General features: G+C 60.7%; 15 protein-coding genes. 6 read left to right on the top strand and 9 right to left on the bottom strand.

The window, feature by feature from the left end:
• Positions 1-102 precede the first annotated feature (102 nt).
• The 4 genes from alaS to aspS form a co-directional block, all read right to left on the bottom strand.
• A complete protein-coding gene (alaS, locus tag HMPREF2888_RS10700) occupies positions 103-2,790 on the bottom strand; it encodes an alanine--tRNA ligase (protein ID WP_070518769.1) in 2,688 nt (895 codons plus the stop codon).
• A 91-nt stretch (positions 2,791-2,881) separates the two neighbouring features.
• A complete protein-coding gene (locus tag HMPREF2888_RS10705) occupies positions 2,882-4,246 on the bottom strand; it encodes a replication-associated recombination protein A (protein WP_070518770.1) in 1,365 nt (454 codons plus the stop codon).
• Between the two features lie 3 nt (positions 4,247-4,249).
• Positions 4,250-5,419, bottom strand: a complete 1,170-nt coding sequence (locus tag HMPREF2888_RS10710; RefSeq protein ID WP_061923594.1) for a phosphotransferase — start codon at positions 5,417-5,419, stop codon at positions 4,250-4,252.
• A gap of 197 nt (positions 5,420-5,616) precedes the next feature.
• The gene (aspS, locus tag HMPREF2888_RS10715) at positions 5,617-7,422 is read right to left on the bottom strand and encodes an aspartate--tRNA ligase (protein ID WP_061922759.1); all 1,806 of its coding nucleotides are present in this window, start codon (positions 7,420-7,422) and stop codon (positions 5,617-5,619) included.
• A 195-nt stretch (positions 7,423-7,617) separates the two neighbouring features.
• Here aspS and HMPREF2888_RS10720 point away from each other — a divergent pair, with 195 nt between their 5' ends.
• From HMPREF2888_RS10720 to HMPREF2888_RS10730, 3 genes are all read left to right on the top strand, one after another.
• Complete coding sequence (locus HMPREF2888_RS10720; protein ID WP_070518858.1) at positions 7,618-8,538, top strand: KPN_02809 family neutral zinc metallopeptidase; 921 nt, start codon at positions 7,618-7,620, stop codon at positions 8,536-8,538.
• Between the two features lie 125 nt (positions 8,539-8,663).
• Positions 8,664-9,776: an LLM class flavin-dependent oxidoreductase gene (locus HMPREF2888_RS10725; RefSeq protein WP_070518771.1), complete on the top strand. Its 1,113-nt coding sequence runs from the start codon at positions 8,664-8,666 to the stop codon at positions 9,774-9,776.
• Positions 9,777-10,445, top strand: a complete 669-nt coding sequence (locus HMPREF2888_RS10730; protein WP_070518772.1) for an FMN reductase — start codon at positions 9,777-9,779, stop codon at positions 10,443-10,445.
• 12 nt (positions 10,446-10,457) lie between these two features.
• Here the strand turns inward: HMPREF2888_RS10730 and HMPREF2888_RS10735 are convergent, their stop codons facing one another.
• Together HMPREF2888_RS10735 and HMPREF2888_RS10740 are read right to left on the bottom strand one after the other, a co-directional pair.
• Positions 10,458-10,640: a YbdD/YjiX family protein gene (locus HMPREF2888_RS10735; RefSeq protein WP_371326209.1), complete on the bottom strand. Its 183-nt coding sequence runs from the start codon at positions 10,638-10,640 to the stop codon at positions 10,458-10,460.
• Positions 10,640-12,907, bottom strand: a complete 2,268-nt coding sequence (locus tag HMPREF2888_RS10740; protein WP_070518773.1) for a carbon starvation CstA family protein — start codon at positions 12,905-12,907, stop codon at positions 10,640-10,642. Before HMPREF2888_RS10740 ends, HMPREF2888_RS10735 begins: the two co-directional genes overlap by 1 nt.
• 432 nt (positions 12,908-13,339) lie before the next feature.
• Between HMPREF2888_RS10740 and HMPREF2888_RS10745 the strand changes: the two genes are divergently transcribed.
• Entirely contained in the window at positions 13,340-14,749 is a 1,410-nt protein-coding gene (locus tag HMPREF2888_RS10745; RefSeq protein ID WP_061922766.1) for an L-serine ammonia-lyase, read from the top strand.
• A 78-nt stretch (positions 14,750-14,827) separates the two neighbouring features.
• Positions 14,828-15,406, top strand: coding sequence for a TetR/AcrR family transcriptional regulator (locus tag HMPREF2888_RS10750; protein ID WP_070518774.1), 579 nt, complete (start codon positions 14,828-14,830; stop codon positions 15,404-15,406).
• 93 nt (positions 15,407-15,499) lie between these two features.
• Here the strand turns inward: HMPREF2888_RS10750 and hisS are convergent, their stop codons facing one another.
• From hisS to tpx, 3 genes are all read right to left on the bottom strand, one after another.
• Positions 15,500-16,780 carry a histidine--tRNA ligase gene (gene hisS, locus HMPREF2888_RS10755; protein ID WP_070518775.1) on the bottom strand — a complete coding sequence of 427 codons (1,281 nt, stop codon included), beginning with the start codon at positions 16,778-16,780 and terminating at the stop codon, positions 15,500-15,502.
• A gap of 5 nt (positions 16,781-16,785) precedes the next feature.
• Positions 16,786-17,439, bottom strand: coding sequence for an MBL fold metallo-hydrolase (locus HMPREF2888_RS10760; protein WP_070518776.1), 654 nt, complete (start codon positions 17,437-17,439; stop codon positions 16,786-16,788).
• 77 nt (positions 17,440-17,516) lie between these two features.
• Positions 17,517-18,017, bottom strand: coding sequence for a thiol peroxidase (gene tpx, locus HMPREF2888_RS10765; protein WP_061922775.1), 501 nt, complete (start codon positions 18,015-18,017; stop codon positions 17,517-17,519).
• A 153-nt stretch (positions 18,018-18,170) separates the two neighbouring features.
• Here tpx and HMPREF2888_RS10770 point away from each other — a divergent pair, with 153 nt between their 5' ends.
• A complete protein-coding gene (locus HMPREF2888_RS10770; protein ID WP_070456568.1) occupies positions 18,171-19,034 on the top strand; it encodes a peptidylprolyl isomerase in 864 nt (287 codons plus the stop codon).
• Positions 19,035-19,148: the final 114 nt, after the last annotated feature.

The raw sequence follows: 19,148 nt of genomic DNA on the forward strand, positions 1-19,148 counted from the left end.
TAGGTTATTGGCTGTTTAAAGGCCTAATGTTTACCCCTATCGCGCAAAAATCCCCGCACCTTTTGGTCTAAAGATGCGGGGAGTTAAGCGGCTAAAAAAAAATTAAGCCTTTTCGAGCTCGTCACGCAGGGCGTTGAACGCGGCCGGAAGGCCTGCGGCGTTAGCGCCGGAGCCTTGCGCCATGTCTGGCTTGCCGCCGCCCTTGCCGTCGATGTAGCCGGCGAACAGCTTGACCAAGTCGCCAGCCTTGATGCCGCGCTCGATGGCGGCTTTGGTGACGCCGGCGATAAACGGCAGCTTGCCGCCCTCATTCTCGGAGGCGAGGACAACCACGCCCGGCTTGTCGCCGAGGCGGTTCTTCAGGTCGGTGGCTACGGTGCGCAGGTCGCCGCCGCTGACGTTGTTCGGCAGACGGGTTGCCACGAGGCTAAAGCCGTTGACCTCGACGGCGGAGTTGACCATCTCAGCGGTCTGGGACATCAGCTGGGCCTTGTGCAGGTCCTCGATCTGCTTCTCAGCAGCCTTGAGGCGCTCGGTCAGCTGCGCGATGCGCTCTGGAAGGTCCTCGGACTGAATCTTCAGCTCGCGGGAAACGCCCTCCACAAGTGCGGTTTCCTTTGAGTAGTAGCGGAACGCATCCAGGCCAGAGTAGGCCTCGATGCGGCGCGCACCGGAGCCCACGGAGGACTCGCCCAGCACGGAAACCGGGCCGATCTCCGCCGTGTTGGTGACGTGGGTGCCGCCGCACAGCTCGATCGAGAACGGGCCGCCCATCTCGACGACGCGGACCTCAGAGCCGTAGTTCTCACCGAACAGCGCCATGGCGCCCATCTGCTTCGCCTTCTCCAGCGAGGTCTCGATGGTGTTGACGGCAAAGTGGGCGTCGACAGCCTGATTGGTGATGAGAGCGATCTCCTCCAGCTGGGCCGGGGTCAGCTGCTCGGTGTAGTTGAAGTCGAAACGCAGGTAGCCCGGGCGGTTCAAGGAACCTGCCTGAACTGCGGTTGGGCCCAGCACCTTGCGCAGCGCCGCGTGGATGAGGTGGGTGGCCGAGTGCGCCTGGACTGCGCCGTGACGCCACTTCTTATCGACCTCAGCGGTCACGGAAGCACCCAGGTCGATGCCGCCGGCAGTGACGGTGGCCTTATGGACCCACAGCTTCTTGCCGATCTTTTGGACGTCGCCCACCTCAAGCAGGCTCTCGCCCGCGTACAGGCGGCCGCGGTCCGCGGTCTGTCCACCGGCCTCAGCGTACAGCGGCGACTGGTCGAGGATGACCTCCACCTGCTCGCCCTCGTGGACCTCGTTGACCTTCTCTCCATCGCGAACCAGACCGATGATCTTGGCGTCGGAAGTAAGCGTCTCGTAACCGGTGAAGACGGTCGGGTTGTTATCGACCCACTCACGGTAGAGAGAAAGGTCGGCGTGGCCGTGCTTCTTTGCCTGGTTATCGGCCTTCGCGCGGCGGCGCTGCTCTCCCATCGCGTCGTTGAAGCCATCCATGTCGACCTCAAGGCCGGCCTCCTGGGCCATCTCTAGGGTGAGGTCAATTGGGAAGCCATAGGTATCGTGCAGCTCGAATGCCTTCTCGCCGGAGAGCACCTTGGTGGTTGCAGCACGCGAGGTGGACTTGAGCTCTGCGACGGCTTCGTCGAAAAGCTTAGTGCCCGACTCCAAGGTCTTGAGGAAGGCCTTTTCCTCCGCGATGGCAACGCGCAGGATGCGCTCGCGGTGCTCCGCAATTTCCGGGTAGGACGGAGTCATGGTGTCCATGATGGTGTTCATGAAGCGCTCCATGCTCGGCGCGGTAGCCCCCAGCAGGCGTGCGGAACGGATGATGCGACGCAGCAGGCGGCGCAGGATATAGCCGCGGCCTTCGTTGCCCGGGGTAACGCCGTCCAAGATGAGCATCATGCCGGTACGGGAGTGGTCCGCGATGACGCGGAAGCGGATGTTGTCCTGATCGCTTGCGCCCTCGCCGTACTTGGAACCAGAAAGCTCCTCCGCGGCGTCGATAACCGGGCGCAAAAGGTCGGTCTCGTAGACGTTATCTACGCCCTGCAGGATGCAGGCTACGCGCTCGATGCCCATGCCGGTATCGATGTTCTTCTTCGGCAGCGGGCCCAGGATTTCGAAGTTGCCCTTGCCGATGCCCTCACCGCGCTCGTTCTGCATGAAGACCAGGTTCCAGATCTCCATGTAACGGTTGTCGTCGGCCACTGGGCCACCCTCGGCACCGTATTCCGGGCCGCGGTCGTAGTAAATCTCGGAGCACGGGCCGCACGGGCCAGGAATGCCCATGGACCAGTAGTTATCCTCCATGCCCAGGCGCTGGATGCGCTCCTTCGGCACGCCTACTTCGTTGTGCCAGATATCGGCAGCCTCATCGTCGTCCAAGTAAACGGTAACCCACAGACGCTCCGGATCGAGGCCGAAACCGCCGTCCTCCACGGAGCCGGTAAGAAGGCCCCAGGCGTTTTTGATTGCGCCTTCCTTGAAGTACTGGCCGAAGGAGAAGTTGCCGGCCATCTGGAAGAAGGTGTTGTGGCGGGTGGGAATGCCTACCTCTTCGATGTCCAGGGTGCGCACGCACTTCTGGATGGAGGTCGCCAGGCCGTTGGGAAACGGCGGGTTCTGCTGGCCGAGGAAGTACGGCTTGAACGGAACCATGCCGGCGTTGACGAAGAGCAGGTTCGGGTCGTCCAAAATGAGCGACGCGCTGGGAACCGCCTCGTGTCCGGTATTCACGAAGTGCTGGGTAAAGCGTTCCCGGATCTCATGAGTCTTCACGAGCTAAAAGTCCTTCACTGTTTAAGCGGTACGTAACAGCGCTCAACTTTACCCGTATCGCTTCCTAGCACGGGTATCGGGGGAGAAAACTTTAGCGCCGCTTGCCGCGGATGATGTTGCGCAGCCGCCCCAGGTAGTCATGGATGCGCTTTTCGGCACCATGTTCGGTGGGTTCGTAGTACAGCGCGCCTTCCAATTCATCCGGGAGGTACTGCTGCTTAACGACGCCGCGCGGGTCATCATGCGGGTAAACATACCCCACGGCATTGCCGAGCTTTTTCGCTCCTTCGTAGTGGCCGTCGCGCAGGTGGGCCGGGACGTGACCGATCCGCCCAGCTTGCACGTCGGCTTGCGCGGCGCCGATTGCTTGGATCACTGCGTTCGACTTCGGTGCGGTGGCCAGGTGGATGGTGGCTTGGGCCAGCGGAATTCGCGCTTCCGGCATGCCGATCAATTGCGCGGCTTCGGCTGCTGCCACGGCGATTTGCAGCGCGGAAGGGTCGGCCATGCCGATGTCTTCGGAGGCATGCACGATAAGACGGCGTGCGATAAAGCGCGGGTCCTCGCCAGCCTCAATCATGCGCGCCAAGTAGTGCAGCGCGGCATCAACATCCGAGCCGCGGATCGACTTAATGAACGCAGAGACGACGTCGTAGTGCTGGTCACCGTCGCGGTCATAGCGCACGACGGCGCGGTTGACGTTGTCACGGATGACTTGGGCGGTCAATTCCCCACCGTCGGCCACGGCCTCGGCTGCGGCTTCCAGGTAGGTCAGCGTTCGACGGGCGTCGCCGCCGGCGAGCAGCACGAGCTGGTCGAGCGCTTCGTTGTTTGCGCTAATGCGCCCACCCAGGCCACGTTCGCTGGTGAGGGCGCGTTCGGCGAGTGCTTTCAGGGAGGCGTCGTCTAGCGGCTGCAACTGCAGCAACAACGAGCGCGAGAGCAACGGCGCCACCACGGAAAAGGAGGGGTTTTCCGTGGTCGCGGCGACGAGCAACACGGTGCGATTTTCCACTGCCGCGAGCAACGCGTCCTGCTGGGTCTTGGAAAAGCGATGCACCTCGTCGATAAAAAGCACGGTGCGGCGGCCATGGATGAGTTCTTGGCGCGCCCGGGTGATGACCTCGCGCACCTGCTTGACTCCCGAATCCAAGGCGGATAGGCCCACGAAGTTTTGGCCAATCGACTTTGCGATCAGCGAGGCGATGGTGGTCTTGCCAGTACCGGGAGGGCCATACAAGATGACAGAAGCCTCGCCGGAGCCTTCGATCAGCCGGCGCAGGGGCTTCCCTTCTTCAAGTAGGTGGCCTTGACCTACAACCTCATCGAGGCTCTGTGGGCGCATCCGGGCCGCCAATGGCGAGCCGGAATGGGTGGCAAAGATTTCTTGGCCAGGCAGCGGCGCGGATGCCTCTGCCCCGCCGGGTGCTGGGCCAAACAGAAAATCCTGGCTCATGGCCTAGCCTTCACGCAGACGGCTGGCTACGGTCTGGCCAAACTGCGCAACCGGTTCGCATGCGGCGGAATCGCACTTGGCGGAGTACCGCGCCAACGCCTCGAAGGTCTCGTACAAGTCGCGGCGGATGAGAATTTCCTCCTCGCTAAATGGACCCTGGTCTGCAGGACGCAGCAAGGAATGGCGTGCGTCGTGCTCGATGCCTGCGGAGCCTTCCGAAAGGGCCACAACGCCCTCGATACCGCCGGCGTACATCGTGGTCACGCTGGACAAAGCCCAGCCGATGAGCGAGGCGACGATGAGCTCGTGAAGCTCGCTATCGTCAGCGAGACGCGGCCACACCTGCACCACGCGGCGTTGCCAGGCGGAGATGAAAATCTCGGCCTCTTCATCCGAGATCGGACGCGCGAAAAGGAACTGCGGGAAGCCGGCGATGACACAGGCGACGTCGAAGCCGACGTTGCGATAACCCGCCCACTCATAATCCAAAAAGGCTAGGTTTTGGGAAACGATGACGTTATCGGGTGACAAATCAAAAGGCGTAAATGCGCGCTCGCGACCGATGGACAGCGCGCTTGCCGCCTGTTGCGCAAGCTCCACAAAGTCTGCGGGCGCTGGCAGGCCAGCATCGGCCAGGATGTCTGCGCCAATCAAAATCGAGCGCTGCAGGGATTCATCGCGCAGCGACTGATGCTCGGCGTATTCCGGGTGCTGGCGCAGCATGCGGTTAAGCAGCGTCTCGTAGTCCTGCTCGCGGTCTGCGGTACCCGCATGCATCTGGCCCAAAGAACGTCCCAGAGAACGCAGGATCTCCTTGCGGTCCTCGTCCTGTGCCTGGATGAGAACGTCGGCCAAGGTGTCGCCCTCACCGACGTCGGAAAGCACCAAAATGCGACGATCCAGATCATGAGCAAAAAGCACCGGGCCCGGGCGCACGTCCTCGCTCAAAGCGGTGGTGAACTGGTAGGCCACGACCTCGCGGAGAAGCGCGGCGTCATCAATAGCATGCCCGGTAGAAGGGTTGTATTTGATGACCACGGAGCGGTGCGGCAAAAATGCCGTCGGAGTCATCCGCGCGCGCAAGACGGTGGCGTTGCCCGAACCGCCTAGATCAGTTACCTGCGTAAACTCGGCAACCCCGCCGTAACGGCGCGAAAGCAACTCGGCGGCCATCTCGACGACCTCGTCTTGGGTATAGGCCGTGTCAGTAACGCCCGTATTCTCCGTGGTCACTTCATCTTCCTTTACTTGATCGCTGAGCTCTATGTCAGCCGCGCTCGCAGCAAAAGCGGGGCACCGCCTCATGCGGTGTGGTGAAACACTTTCCCGCAGCTTCGGCCCTGCCCCGCTTTAAAAGCAAGCTTTAGCGCTTACTTCGCTGCAGCCTTTTCTTCTGACTTCTTTTCCGGCTTGAAGTCGACGCCAGTCTCCTTGCGCTGTGCGGCAGGGATCGGTGCCGGGGCGTCGGTTAGCGGATCGACGCCGCCGCCGGACTTCGGGAAAGCAATGACGTCGCGGATGGAGTCAAAGCCGCCGAGCAGGGACACGATGCGGTCCCAGCCGAATGCGATGCCGCCGTGTGGCGGTGCGCCGTACTGGAATGCGTCGAGCAGGAAGCCGAACTTCTCCTGTGCTTCTTCCTCGCCGATGCCCATGACGTCGAAGACACGCTTTTGCACATCCTGCTGGTGGATACGGATGGAACCGCCGCCGATCTCGTTGCCGTTGCAGACGATGTCATAAGCGTAAGCGGTTGCCTCGCCCGGGTTCTGGTCGAAGGTGTCGAGGTACTCCGGCTTCGGGGAGGTAAAGGCGTGGTGCACGGCCGTCCACTTGGAGTGGCCCAAGGCAACGTCACCGGATGCGGTGGCGTCGGCAGCTGGCTCGAACAGTGGTGCGTCGACGACCCAGGTAAAGGCCCAGTCGCCTTCCTTGATGAGGTCGAGCTTGCGCGCGATCTCGCCACGGGCTGCGCCGAGCAGAGCGCGGGAAGACTTGGTGTCGCCTGCGGCAAAGAAGATGGCGTCGCCAGGCTTTGCGCCCACGTGAGCGGCGATGCCCTCGCGCTCGGCGTCGGTGATGTTTTTGGCCACTGGGCCGCCCAGGGTGCCGTCCTCAGCAATGGTGATGTAGGCAAGGCCCTTAGCGCCGCGCTGCTTTGCCCACTCCTGCCAAGCGTCGAACTGGCGGCGCGGCTGGGATGCGCCGCCTTCCATGACGACGGCTCCGACGTACTCGTTCTGGAATACGCGGAAGGAGGTGTCCTTGAAGAACTCGGTGCACTCGACGATCTTGATGTCAAAGCGCAGGTCCGGCTTATCGGAGCCGTAGTACTTCATGGCATCGGCGTAGGTCATACGCGGGATCGGAGTGGTGATTTCGTAGCCGATGAGCTTCCACAGCTCGGAGACGATCTCCTCGGCCAGTGCGATGACGTCGTCCTGGTCCACGAAGGACATCTCGACGTCGAGCTGGGTGAACTCCGGCTGGCGGTCAGCGCGGAAATCCTCGTCGCGGTAGCAGCGCGCGATCTGGTAGTAGCGTTCCATACCGGCGACCATAAGCAGCTGCTTGAACAGCTGCGGCGACTGCGGCAGGGCGTACCAGGAGCCTGGCTTCAGGCGTGCTGGGACCAGGAAGTCACGGGCGCCTTCTGGGGTGGAGCGGGTCAGGGTTGGGGTCTCGATCTCGGTGAAATCGTGAGCGTCGAGCACCTTGCGGGCTGCACGATTTGCCGCAGAGCGCAGACGCAGCGCGTCACCCTGGGTCTTACGGCGCAGATCCAGGTAGCGGTACTTCAGGCGCGCTTCCTCGCCGACCTCTCCAGAGGTGGATGGGTCATCGATCTGGAAAGGCAGTGCTGCGGACTTGTTGAGGACCTCCAGCTCGGTGACGTTGACCTCGATCTCGCCGGAAGGCAGGTTCGGGTTCTCGGAGCCTTCTGGACGCGGCTCGACGACGCCGGTTACCTTCACGCAGTACTCAGAGCGCAGGTCGTGTGCGTGCTCTGCAACTTCGGATTCGCGGAAGACAACCTGGGCGATGCCGGATCGGTCACGCAGGTCAATGAAGATAACTCCACCGTGGTCGCGACGGCGGGAAACCCAACCGGTGAGAGTAACGGTCTCGCCTGCGATGTCCTTGCGGAGCTCGCCGGCCAAATGAGTGCGCAGCACTAGTGTTCAGTCCCTTCTATTTCGATTTTTCACCCTCTCCCGCCACGCGTAGACAGCACGCGCCGGAGAATGGCAAAACTTGAACGCGCCCAAGTCTACAACCCCGCCTAGTATTTCGTTTCGATGAGGCAGCTACAGAAAGTATCTATATTTTCTGGCGGCACAATGCGCTGGACATATGGCATTATCAATGGCATGACATTTCGTTCGGATGCAGAATTCAACAACACCCGCGCCCGCTCTGGTGGCGGCGGGCGCCGCGGCGGCACCATTGCGGCAGGGGGCGGCCTGGGCACTCTCGTCCTCATCGGTTTGTTCCTGATCATGGGCGGAAACCCATCCGATCTTGATCAGTACTTCGGCACCGAGAATGACCAGGGCCAAATAGCGCAGGAAGAAAACGGCACAGACGCAAACGGCACCCCCACCGGAGAGCTTGCCCACTGCCAGACCGCTGAGGACGGCAACAAATACGACGACTGCCGCATCATGTACGCCGCCCAGTCCATCGACCGCGTTTGGGCGGACCAACTTCCAAAGCAGGCCGGGCTGGAATACACCGAACCCGGAATGGTCATCTTTCACGGCGCCACCACGTCCGGCTGCGGCCAAGCATCGGCCGCCACCGGCCCGTTCTACTGCCCGAGTGATCAGACGGCCTATTTCGATACCGCCTTTTTCGATCAACTCACCCAATTCGGCGCCGAGAACGCACCCCTGACGCAAATGTATATCGTGGCCCACGAGTTTGGTCACCACATTCAAAACCTCGAGGGAACGCTGGGTCTTTCCAATTACAACCAGCCGGGCGAGGATTCCAACGCCGTCAAGATTGAGCTGCAGGCAGACTGCTACGCAGGCATCTGGGCAAACTATGCCGATGACAATACGAACATGGGCTTGCAAGAGATTTCGCAGCAGCAGCTCGAGAACGCAGTGACCGCCGCTGCCGCTGTTGGCGATGACAACATCCAGCAGCGCTCCGGCGGCCAGGTCCGCCCCGATCAGTGGACACACGGTTCTTCCGAAATGCGCTCCAAAGCCTTCTTAGCCGGCTACCAATCAGGCGAGATGGCGCGGTGCGACTACCTCGAGCGCAATGCTTATAACGGCTAAACGCTTATAGCGCCTAAAGTCTAGTTCCCGCTTAAAAATGACAGGGGTGCGTGGAATTTCCCACGCACCCCTGTTGTTGACATGTCATATACACTAAAGTTCTAAGCCACACTCAAGGGAGCAGCATGCAATTCGGAATCTTTAGCATCGGCGATGTCACCGCGGACCCAACCAACGGCATCATCCCCAGCGAGGCCGAGCGCATCCGCAATATGACCGAGATTGCGCTCAAGGCCGAGGAGGTTGGCCTCGACGTCTTTGCCACCGGCGAGCACCACAACCCACCCTTCGTGCCCTCCTCACCGACTACCCACCTGGCATATATCGCCGCACAGACAAAGAACCTGCAGCTATCCACCTCCACGACGCTTATCACCACCAATGACCCGGTAAAGATCGCCGAGGACTATGCCTTCCTGCAGCACCTTTCCGGCGGCCGCGTAGATCTCATGATGGGCCGCGGCAACACGGGCCCGGTTTATCCGTGGTTTGGCAAGGATATCCGCGAAGGCATCCCACTGGCGGTGGAGAACTATCACTTACTGCGCCGGCTGTGGCGCGAGCCGGTGGTTAATTGGACGGGCAAGTACCGCACGCCTCTACAGGGGTATACGTCTACCCCGGCGCCCCTTGACGGCGTACCGCCTTTTGTCTGGCACGGCTCCATCCGCTCGGTGCAGATTGCCGAGCAGGCCGCCTTCTACGGCGATGGCTTCTTCCACAACAACATCTTCTGGAACAAGGAGCACACCGCGAAGATGGTGGACATTTACCGCCGCCGCTTCGAGTCCTACGGTCACGGCCGAGCGGATCAGGCCATCGTGGGCTTGGGCGGCCAGGTCTTCATCGGCGAGACCGAAGCCGAGGCGAAGAAGTTCTTCCGCCCCTACTTCGATAACGCACCGGTGTACGGCCACGGTCCTTCCCTGGAGGAGTTCACCGCGCGGACGCCGCTGACTGTAGGCACGGTGGAGCAGGTCATCGAGCGCACCATGCAGTTTGCCGATTGGGTGGGCGATTACCAGCGCCAGCTTTTCCTCATCGATCACGCGGGCCTGCCGCAGGAGGTAGTGCTGAAACAGATTGAAATCTTAGGCACCCAGGTGGTTCCGGAGCTGCGCCGCCGCATGGAGGCCCGCCGCCCGGAGCATGTGCCTTCAAATCCGCCTACCCACGCAAGTCTGAAGGCCAACCCCGCCGCACCCCATTTCAAGGTCAACCCCGGAGAGGAGAACTAGATGCGTTCACTGGTCGTTGTTACCGCAGGGCTATCCACGCCGTCATCAACGCGCGCGCTTGCCGACGCCCTCTCCCAGGCCGTGTGCTCCCAGGTCGGCGCCCGAGGCGAAGGCGTGGAGACCACCATGATTGAACTCCGTGAGCTTGCCACCGAGCTCGCCGAGGCCATGACGAACTGGGGCTCCACCACTCCCCGCCTAGATGAGGCAAAGCGCGCACTATCGACGGCGAGCGCACTGATTGCGGTGACCCCGATTTTCCAGGGCAGCTACTCGGGCCTTTTCAAGCTCTTCTTCGACACACTCGATCCGCACGCCTTGGAGCACCTGCCCACAGCGATTGCAGCCACGGGCGGGTCTTCGCGGCATGCGTTGGTGCTCGACTATGCATTGCGTCCGCTGTTTAACTACCTGCATGCCACAGTGATCCCCACCGGCGTCTTCCAAGCCACCGAAGACTTCGGCACCGCAGAAGGTACACGCAACGCCCAGCGCATCGAGCGCGCGGCCAAGGAGCTTGCCGATCTCATCGTGGCTCCCACCGACCGCGTCGCAGGACTAGCCGCCCCGAACGTGGCAGAGCCTTCCCCACGTCCCACCGGATTGGACGTGGAAGAAGAGTTCACGCCGTTTAGCGCGCTGCTGAAAGGCCACGACGGCACCGCCTAGCCACAGCGTCATCTAGCAGCACCGCGCACCGGGGTTGGCATCCTGCTCGGCGTAGCGGGCACGCCAATATTCGCGCTCGGTTGGAATCACGGCGTCGGGATGATGCGCTTTAAGGTGAGCGCAGTACTTCGCGTAGGCGTGATCGCCCATGAGCTCGCCGACGTACCAGGTGATTTTCTTGAGCGCGCTAATCACTAATGCCCTCCAGTTTCTTCGAAGCTCATGTTGTACTGCGCGGCTACTTCCTTCTCCCGCTTGGTCGGCATCATTCCACGAGGCAGGAACAGCGTGGACGGGATGTCCTCGGTCTCCGAATCCACTGGCTCGATACCGGCTACGCGCTGCTTGACCGCCTTGATACACGACATCACTGCCGCACCAATAACGGCTAGGACAAGCACGGCGAAGAGGATAGATAGACAGCCTTGGATGAAGGTATTACGCACCACTGCGTCAATTTCTTCGACGGACTTTGCAGACCCGAACTCGCTAAGCCCCTGAGCCGCGGCGTCTTTGAAACGCGCGTGGTTAGCCCAATAGCCGATGGTCGGATCGGAGCTGAAGATCTTCTGCCAGGACGCGGTCATGGTCACGATGAGGTCCCAGGCCAGCGGGATAAGCGGAATCCAGACCCACTTATAAAGACCCTTCTTGACCACCACGACCACGACGAGTGCGAGCGCCATCGCAGCTAACAGCTGGTTCGCGATGCCGAAGAGCGGGAAGAGCACGTTGATGCCGCCTAGCGGATCGGTAACGCCCATGATGAGGATGGCGCCCCACAGCACACAGACGATGAAAGTAGAAAGGTAGGTGCCGAGCTTCCAGCTTTGGTCGCGGAACTTGCCCAGGCCCGGGATGCCGCCCAAGGAGTCGGGCATCATAAAGCGTGCCACGCGGGTGCCAGCGTCCACCGTGGTGAGGATAAACAGCGCCTCGAACATGATGGCAAAGTGGTACCAGAAAGCCTGCATGGCTGGATTGCCCAGCATCTGCGTCATGATTTCGGACATGCCATAAGCCAGCGTTGGCGCGCCGCCGGTACGGGAAACGATGGACTCCTCGCCCACTGCCTGGGCTGCGGCGGTTAGCTGCTCGGCGGTGATGCCAGCGCCGGGCAGGTTGAGGGTGCCTACGAAGTCGGCCGCACCTTCCGCAGTGCCCTGTGTCTTCGGCGCTGGAGAGTTCATGGCGAAGTACATGTGGCGGTCAATGATGACCGCGGAGATAAGCGCCATGACCGCGACGAAGGACTCCATGATCATGCCGCCGTAACCGATGGCACGCATGTGGGATTCCTTCTCAATGAGCTTTGGCGTGGTACCCGAGGAGATCAGCGCGTGGAAGCCAGAAAGTGCGCCGCACGCAATGGTGATAAACAGGAACGGAAAGAGGTTGCCGGAGAAGACTGGGCCATTTCCGTCCGTGGCGAAGCTGGTCACTGCCGGCATGTGCACGGACGGGCGCTCAATCACGATGGCGATGGCAAGCAGCGCGATGACGCCAATCTTCATGAAGGTAGACAGGTAGTCACGCGGGGCAAGCAGCAGCCAGACCGGCAGGATAGCTGCCACGATGCCATAGCCAATGATGGCAAAGGCTAAGGTCTCCTTGGACCAGGTAAACATGCTGGCACCGAGCTCAGTATCGGAGACCCAACCGCCGCCGATGATGGCGGCAAGCAGCAGGATGACGCCAATGACGGAGACCTCAGAGACCTTGCCAGGGCGGATGTAGCGCAGGTAGAGGCCCATGAACAAAGCGATGGGGATGGTCATCGTGATGGAGAAGACGCCCCACGGCGAATCCGCCAAAGCGTTGACCACGATGAGCGCCAGCACTGCGATGATGATGATCATGATGGCGACGGTGGCGATGATGCCCGCGATGCCTCCAATTTTACCCATCTCATCGTTGATCATTTGGCCCAGCGAGCGGCCCTTGCGCCGCGTGGAAACCCACAACACCAGGTAATCCTGTACCGCGCCCGCAAAGACGACGCCGAGGACGATCCATAGTGTGCCCGGGAGATAGCCCATCTGCGCCGCCATGACCGGGCCGACCAGCGGGCCCGCGCCGGCAATAGCGGCGAAGTGATGGCCAAAGAGCACGCGGCGATCGGTAGGCAGGAAGTCCTTACCGTCATTGGCGTACTCGGCAGGAGTCGCACGACTATTGCGCGGCTTTACCACCTTGTACTCAATAAGGCGAGCGTACAGGGTATATCCGATAATGTAGGAGCCAACGGCGGCCAGGACCAACCACACGGAGTTGATGGTCTCACCGCGGTGGAGAGCGAGCACTCCCCAACCGGCAGCCGCAGCGATAGCGGCAATCAAAATGACGATCTTCTCAACGTTGCCGATGACCTTTTCCGGCTTTACGTCGATGGGCTGTGCCTGGCCGTCGACTTCAACAAATTCGATGTCGGACCGCGGTTCGGGTCCGGTCTTGATACTCACGATAATCTCCCGAGGAATCAGACAGAGCAGATGAAAGAACTTTTATCCAGCCACAGTTGTTAGGCACGCTGAATTGCTTAACTATTGTGAACCGAGATACTAATCAGTATTCATTGTGTGCAAAGGTCACACAATAAAATTCAATAATTTCTATCGGCTTATCCCCAAAAATCGCTTGACCTTGGTCACACCCACCCCGAGGGGTTAACAACGCTGCCTCCACGTAGTGAACTACTGCCAAAGCGGTAACATGGAGAAACTGTATGCGCGGCCTTCCGGAAAAAGTCCTCGTCACAGAGAATTTCGGCCGCAGCAAGATCGCAATTAACACGGGTTTAGCCACAGCCTGCCCCCTAGAAATACTCCCCCCACCTACCCCCAATTTAATTTCCAAACTCACAAAGCAAACTCACAAAGGAGGCACCGCCCAGCATGGCAATCAGCGTCACCGACATTTTCTCCATCGGCATTGGCCCATCTTCCTCGCACACCGTCGGCCCAATGCGCGCGGCCCTTGCGTTCCTGAAAACGCTGCCGGAGCATCCAGCCAAGGTGCACACCGAGCTGCGGGGCTCGCTTTCGCTGACTGGCCGCGGCCACGGCACCGACCGCGCGGTGATTCTGGGCTTGGCCGGCTGGGATCCGCTGACCGTCCCGGTTGACGCTGAACCGCGTTCCGATCAGCCCATTCCGAGCAAAGGCATGACCGACGGCCCGCTGGGCGCGATGGAATATTCCATCGAGTTCAACAACGAGCCGGTCCCCGAGCACCCGAATTGCCTCATCTTCGATGCCTGGGATGCAGAGGGCAACCTACTGGCCGAGCACGCCGAGTACTTCTCCGTCGGCGGCGGATTCATTCTCTCCCGCGCGGAACTCGACGCCGAGGTCGCAGCCTCCGCCGAGGTACCTGCCGGCATGGCAGCGGCCGAATCCACCGACGATGTTCCTTACCCATTCACCACGGGCGAGCAATTGCTGGCGCTGTGCGAAAAGCACGATTTGAAGATCTGGGAGATTGTCGCCGCCAACCAGGAAGCGCTCCATAAAGAAGACGGCGGCCTCGAATACGTCTACGCGCACCTGGATTTGGTGTGGGACATCATGCGCGAGTGCGTCACCGACGGCATCTCTACCTCCGGCATCTTGCCGGGCGGCCTGCAGGTCCCACGCCGCGCGCCGGGCATGTACAAGCAGCTGATGGAAGGCCACGACGATAAGACCTGCGGTTTTTCTGCTATGGAGTGGGTCAACCTGTTTGCGCTCGCCGTCAACGAGCAAAATGCCGCCGGTGGCCGCGTCATCACGGCCCCAACGAACGGCGCCTGCGGCATCATCCCAGCGGTGTTGCACTATGCCCGCGACTTCAAGCCGAACTTCACCCGCGATTCCGCCCGCCGCTACTTGCTTACCGCGGGTGCCATCGGCATGATCATCAAGCACAACGCCTCGATTTCGGGCGCCGAGGTGGGCTGTCAAGGCGAGGTAGGCTCGGCGTCGTCAATGGCGGCGGCCGGCATGGCTGAACTGCTAGGCGCAACGCCGGCGCAGATCGAAAATGCCGCCGAGATTGCGCTGGAGCACAACCTCGGCCTTACCTGCGACCCAGTCGGCGGCCTCGTGCAGATTCCGTGCATCGAGCGCAACGCCATCGGCGCGGTCAAGTCCATCAACGCCGCGCGCCTGGCGCGCATGGGCCAAGGCACGCACCACGTTTCTCTCGACGCCGCCGTGCAGACGATGGCCGATACCGGCCGCGACATGCTGGCGAAGTACAAGGAGACCTCCATTGGTGGACTCGCAAAGACCCTGGGCTTCGCCGTCACGCAGGTGGAGTGCTAGTGCAAAAAGGCTTGCGTGGCAAAAGGTAGTCTTATCGCTAACACACAGACTCTAACCTAGAAAGCGATATCTACCTCCATGCGAGCCGATGCGTTACGCCGCCGAATAGCCATCATCGAGGCGGCATGCGCCATGTTTAAACGCCATGGCAACTCGGTCTCCCTTGAAAAGATTGCCCAGGAAGCAGGCGTGGGCGTCGCCACGCTCTACCGCAACTTCCCGGACCGTGAAGGGTTGATTCACGCGTGCGCGGAACACATGAGCGATGATTTTCTGGTCTTCCAAAGTCGCTTGATTAAAGGCTTCGAATCCGATCCTTCGGACGCGGAAAACTTCGTCCTGGACTATGCTCTCGAGCTCACGGACATGGGTTTGACCAGCCTCATCCCCTCCTTCGTGCCGGAGGACTTAGATACCCTGCCGGAAGATTTGAAGTTGAAGCGCGACGCGTTGCAGGAAAACGGCGAAAGATTCATCGAGCTCGGAAAGCAGCACGGAGTAATTGGCCCCGGCGTGGGGCACCTCGACTTCGTGGTGGGAATCTTAACGCTGGTGCGCCCCAGGAAGGTGCACGTGGAGAACTACGTGCCCGATATCCAAAAACGTATGCTGCGCATCTACTTGGCAGGCATCAAAAGCGGCATGGCGAACGCATAGTAGCAAAACAAAAGGCGCCTTCACTCCCCAACCGATATGTGGGAAGGAAAGCGCCTTTGGCATCTCAGCGAGATGCCCTTTGACGTCGTTGGCTTAATTCAGCTGGCCGCGCAGGTGCTCAACGAGCGCGTCAATGGCGACGTCGCTTTGCTCATGCGCGGCAAGGTCCTTGACCGCCACGACGCCGTTTTCAAGCTCCTGCTCGCCCAGAACAAGCGCGAAACGAGCGCCGGCACGATCCGCGCCCTTCATAGCGCCCTTAAGACCGCGGTCTCCGAAGGACATGTCAGCGGAGATGCCGGCGTTGCGCAGGTCGTTGACAATGCCTGCCATGCGGCGCTTAGCATCGGCGCCCAGTGCCACGCCGAAGACCTCAACGCGCTGGTCGACGCCGTCGAGCTGGATGCCCTCAGCCTCCAGAGCCAAGACGGTGCGGTCGACGCCGAGGCCGTAGCCGATGCCGGAAAGCTCCTGGCCTCCCAGCTGAGACATCAGGCCGTCGTAGCGACCGCCGCCACCGATGCCGGACTGCGCGCCAAGCAGCGGGTGCACGAACTCGAAACAGGTTTTGGTGTAGTAATCCAAGCCACGAACCATGCGCGGATTGATGGTGTACTCGATGCCCATGTCATCGAGGAGGCCGGTGACCGTCTCGAAGTGCTCACGGCACTCGTCGTTTAGGTGATCGAGCATCAGCGGGGCGTCGGAAAGCTGCTCCTGGACCTCAGGACGCTTGTCATCGAGGACACGCAGCGGGTTGATCTCCGCACGCTTGCGGGTTTCCTCATCCAAGTCGAGCTTGAACAGGAACTCCTGCAGCTTCTCGCGGTAAGCCGGGCGGCAGTTCTGGTCACCCAAGCTGGTCAGCTCGAGACGGAATTGGCTCAACCCGAGGGAACGGAAGGAGCGATCTGCCAGGGCGATGACCTCGGCGTCGAGCGCGGGATCGTCAACGCCGATGGCCTCGACGCCGACCTGCTGAAGCTGGCGGTAGCGGCCAGCCTGCGGGCGCTCGTAGCGGAAGAAAGGTCCGAAGTAGTTGAGCTTGACCGGCAGTTGGCCGCGGTCAAGGTTGTGCTCGATGACAGAACGCATAACGCCTGCGGTACCTTCTGGGCGCAGGGTTACCGAGCGGTCGCCGCGGTCTGCGAAGGTGTACATCTCCTTGGAGACCACATCGGTGGATTCACCAACACCACGCGCGAAAAGCGTGGTGTCTTCGAAGATCGGAAGCTCGATGTGCTGGAAGCCGGAGAGATGAGCCTGATGGACCAGGTTCTCACGCACCTTGTAGAAGGTCGCCGATTGCGGCGGAATGTAGTCCGGGACTCCCTTGGGAGCGGACAGGGCCTTAAACTGCTTCTTATCACTCACGCGTATCAGAGTACATCCCGTAGCGTGGCCAAGAATGGATTAGTTGCCCTTTCGGCGCCCATCGTGGTGGTTGCGCCGTGTCCGGGCAGGACAGCGAGCTTGTCATCAAGCCTCCAGACAGGCCCGGCAAGCGAGAGCTGCATCGCGCTTGGGTCAGAGTGCTCCAAGTCGGTGCGCCCGATGGAGCCTTTAAAGAGGACGTCGCCGGAAAGCACGAATTCCTCGGCAATAATAAGGACGGAGCCCGGCGAATGCCCCGGGGCATGCTCGATCCGGAACTCATAGCCGATGAGTTCCAAGGGCTTGCCGCCGTGGAGCTCGCGAAGATCGTCGATGGCGAGCATATTCGCGGCGTCGAAAAGCAGCTGCGATTCCGGTGAGACCCCGGAACCGTCAACAAGCATGAACGCGTCCTTGGGGTGGATGTACACCGGAAGGTTGAGCTGCTTGGCAAGGTCACCTGCCTCGCGGGTGTGGTCGAGGTGGCCATGGGTCAAGACGATAGCTTCGAAGTTAAGGCCATGCTCTTTACCCAAGTCGAGAACACGTTGCATCGCGTGCATGCCTGGGTCAACCACGAAAGCACGGGAGCCATTGGCCACCACATAGGTATTGGTCTTGTAGGGCCCAGCTGCGAAACCTAAAACGCTCAAAGTCATAAAACGCAGTCTAGCGCCCGCCCCAATGCAGTGGGGCCAGGCGCTAGATGAGATTTAGTGAGCTTTTACTCGCCGAATTACTTGCCCAATGCCTCGATCGCGGCGTCGTAGTTCGGCTCGGTGGTGACTTCATCAACGAGCTCGGTGTAGATGACCTTGTGCTCTTCATCGGTGACAACAACGGAGCGAGCCAGCAGGCCCTTCAGTGGGGAGCCCTGCAGGGTAATGCCCAGCTTCTCGCCGAAGTCAGAGCGGAAATCGGAAGCGCTAACGACGTTCTCGATGCCCTCTGCTGCACAGAAGCGCTCCTGCGCGAATGGCAGGTCACGGGACACGGACAACACGACGGTGTTGTCTAGGCCGGCAGCCTTCTCGTTGAAGGAACGCAGCTGCGCTGCACACACGCCGGTGTCTACGGAAGGGAACAAGGAGATAACCAGGCGCTTGCCCTCGAAGTCCTGGTTGGTTACCTCGGAAAGATCGGTGCCGACGAGCGTGAACTCTGGCAGCTTCTGCCCTACCTCAGGTAGGTTTCCGGCGATTTCGGTTTCGTTTCCATTGAATTTAACGTGAGCCATGGCGCCCCACCCTACTGAAGGATCTCCCGTCGTGCCACGACGGGCAAATACGATCCGTTGGACCAGACGGGCTAGACTCTGTCAGGTATAGCTCGAGCCCACTGGCTTAGAAGCTAGCGTTTAACTCGAAATCCATCGCCAAAGGACCATTAAATGCCCAACAACAAACAGCGTGGCGAAGAAGCGCTAAACCAGCTCGACCGTGAGCTCAAGGCCCGTGACCGCAAGGAAAAGACCCGCCCTCTGGGCGTCGTCGCGGCCTCGCTCGTAGTTATCCTCGCCTTGGTCGGCGGCATCTACTTCTTCGCCACCCGCGATAATTCCGATGAGAAGGTCGTGGCCGAAGAATCCAGCGCCGCAGAGACCACTGCTCAGGACACCCCGGATGCCAAGCCACTGTCCGGCAAGCGTGCTGAGGCACTGCCTGCGAGCGTGCAGTGCACCTACGAAAAGGACGGCCAGGATGCCAACGGTGCGAAGGTTCCGGACGGCAAGGATGTCTCCACCAAGGGAACGGTGAAGGTTAACTTCGCTACCAACAAGGGCGACATCGAAATGGAGCTCGACCGCGCTAAGGCTCCGTGTGCCGTCAACGCAATTTCGGACCTGGCGGATCAGGGCTACTATGACGACACCATCTGCCACCGCATGACCTCCGGCGTCTTGAGCGTCCTGCAGTGCGGTGACCCAACCGGCACCGGCTCCGGCGGCCCTGGTTTTAGATTCGCCAACGAGTACCCAACCGACGAGACTGATGAAGCTGACACCAAGAACCCGGTGACCTACCCGAAAGGCTCCATCGCCCTGGCCAACTCCGGCGTGGACACCAATGGCTCCCAGTTCTTCGTCAACTACGCCGACTCCATGCTCACGCCTGAGTACACCTACTTCGGCGACCTGACCGACAAGGGCCAGGAGACCATGGACAAGATCGCCAAGATCGGCGTCGAAGGCGGTGCCTCCGACGGCAAGCCGGCCGAGGAAATCAAGATCAAGAAGGCGTCTGTCGAAGCCTAAGCGCCGACAAATAGATGTCCTTTCGTCTCCCCCTGGGCACCCCTGATGGGTATGCCCAGGGGGCTTCGTCTTACATGCACCTTTTTCAGAGGTAGCTGAGATTTTCTTATGCGT

Origin of the sequence: Corynebacterium sp. HMSC077D03, assembly GCF_001808545.1 — a bacterium.
GTDB lineage: Bacteria > Actinomycetota > Actinomycetes > Mycobacteriales > Mycobacteriaceae > Corynebacterium > Corynebacterium simulans.

Coding starts and splice junctions, on each gene's coding strand:
- HMPREF2888_RS10705 (WP_070518770.1), bottom strand. CDS start 4,246: ATGAGCCAGGATTTTCTGTTTGGCCCAGCACCCGGCGGGGCAGAGGCA.
- HMPREF2888_RS10710 (WP_061923594.1), bottom strand. CDS start 5,419: ATGGCCGCCGAGTTGCTTTCGCGCCGTTACGGCGGGGTTGCCGAGTTT.
- HMPREF2888_RS10720 (WP_070518858.1), top strand. CDS start 7,618: ATGACATTTCGTTCGGATGCAGAATTCAACAACACCCGCGCCCGCTCT.
- HMPREF2888_RS10725 (WP_070518771.1), top strand. CDS start 8,664: ATGCAATTCGGAATCTTTAGCATCGGCGATGTCACCGCGGACCCAACC.
- HMPREF2888_RS10730 (WP_070518772.1), top strand. CDS start 9,777: ATGCGTTCACTGGTCGTTGTTACCGCAGGGCTATCCACGCCGTCATCA.
- HMPREF2888_RS10745 (WP_061922766.1), top strand. CDS start 13,340: ATGGCAATCAGCGTCACCGACATTTTCTCCATCGGCATTGGCCCATCT.
- HMPREF2888_RS10750 (WP_070518774.1), top strand. CDS start 14,828: ATGCGAGCCGATGCGTTACGCCGCCGAATAGCCATCATCGAGGCGGCA.
- HMPREF2888_RS10760 (WP_070518776.1), bottom strand. CDS start 17,439: ATGACTTTGAGCGTTTTAGGTTTCGCAGCTGGGCCCTACAAGACCAAT.
- tpx (WP_061922775.1), bottom strand. CDS start 18,017: ATGGCTCACGTTAAATTCAATGGAAACGAAACCGAAATCGCCGGAAAC.
- HMPREF2888_RS10770 (WP_070456568.1), top strand. CDS start 18,171: ATGCCCAACAACAAACAGCGTGGCGAAGAAGCGCTAAACCAGCTCGAC.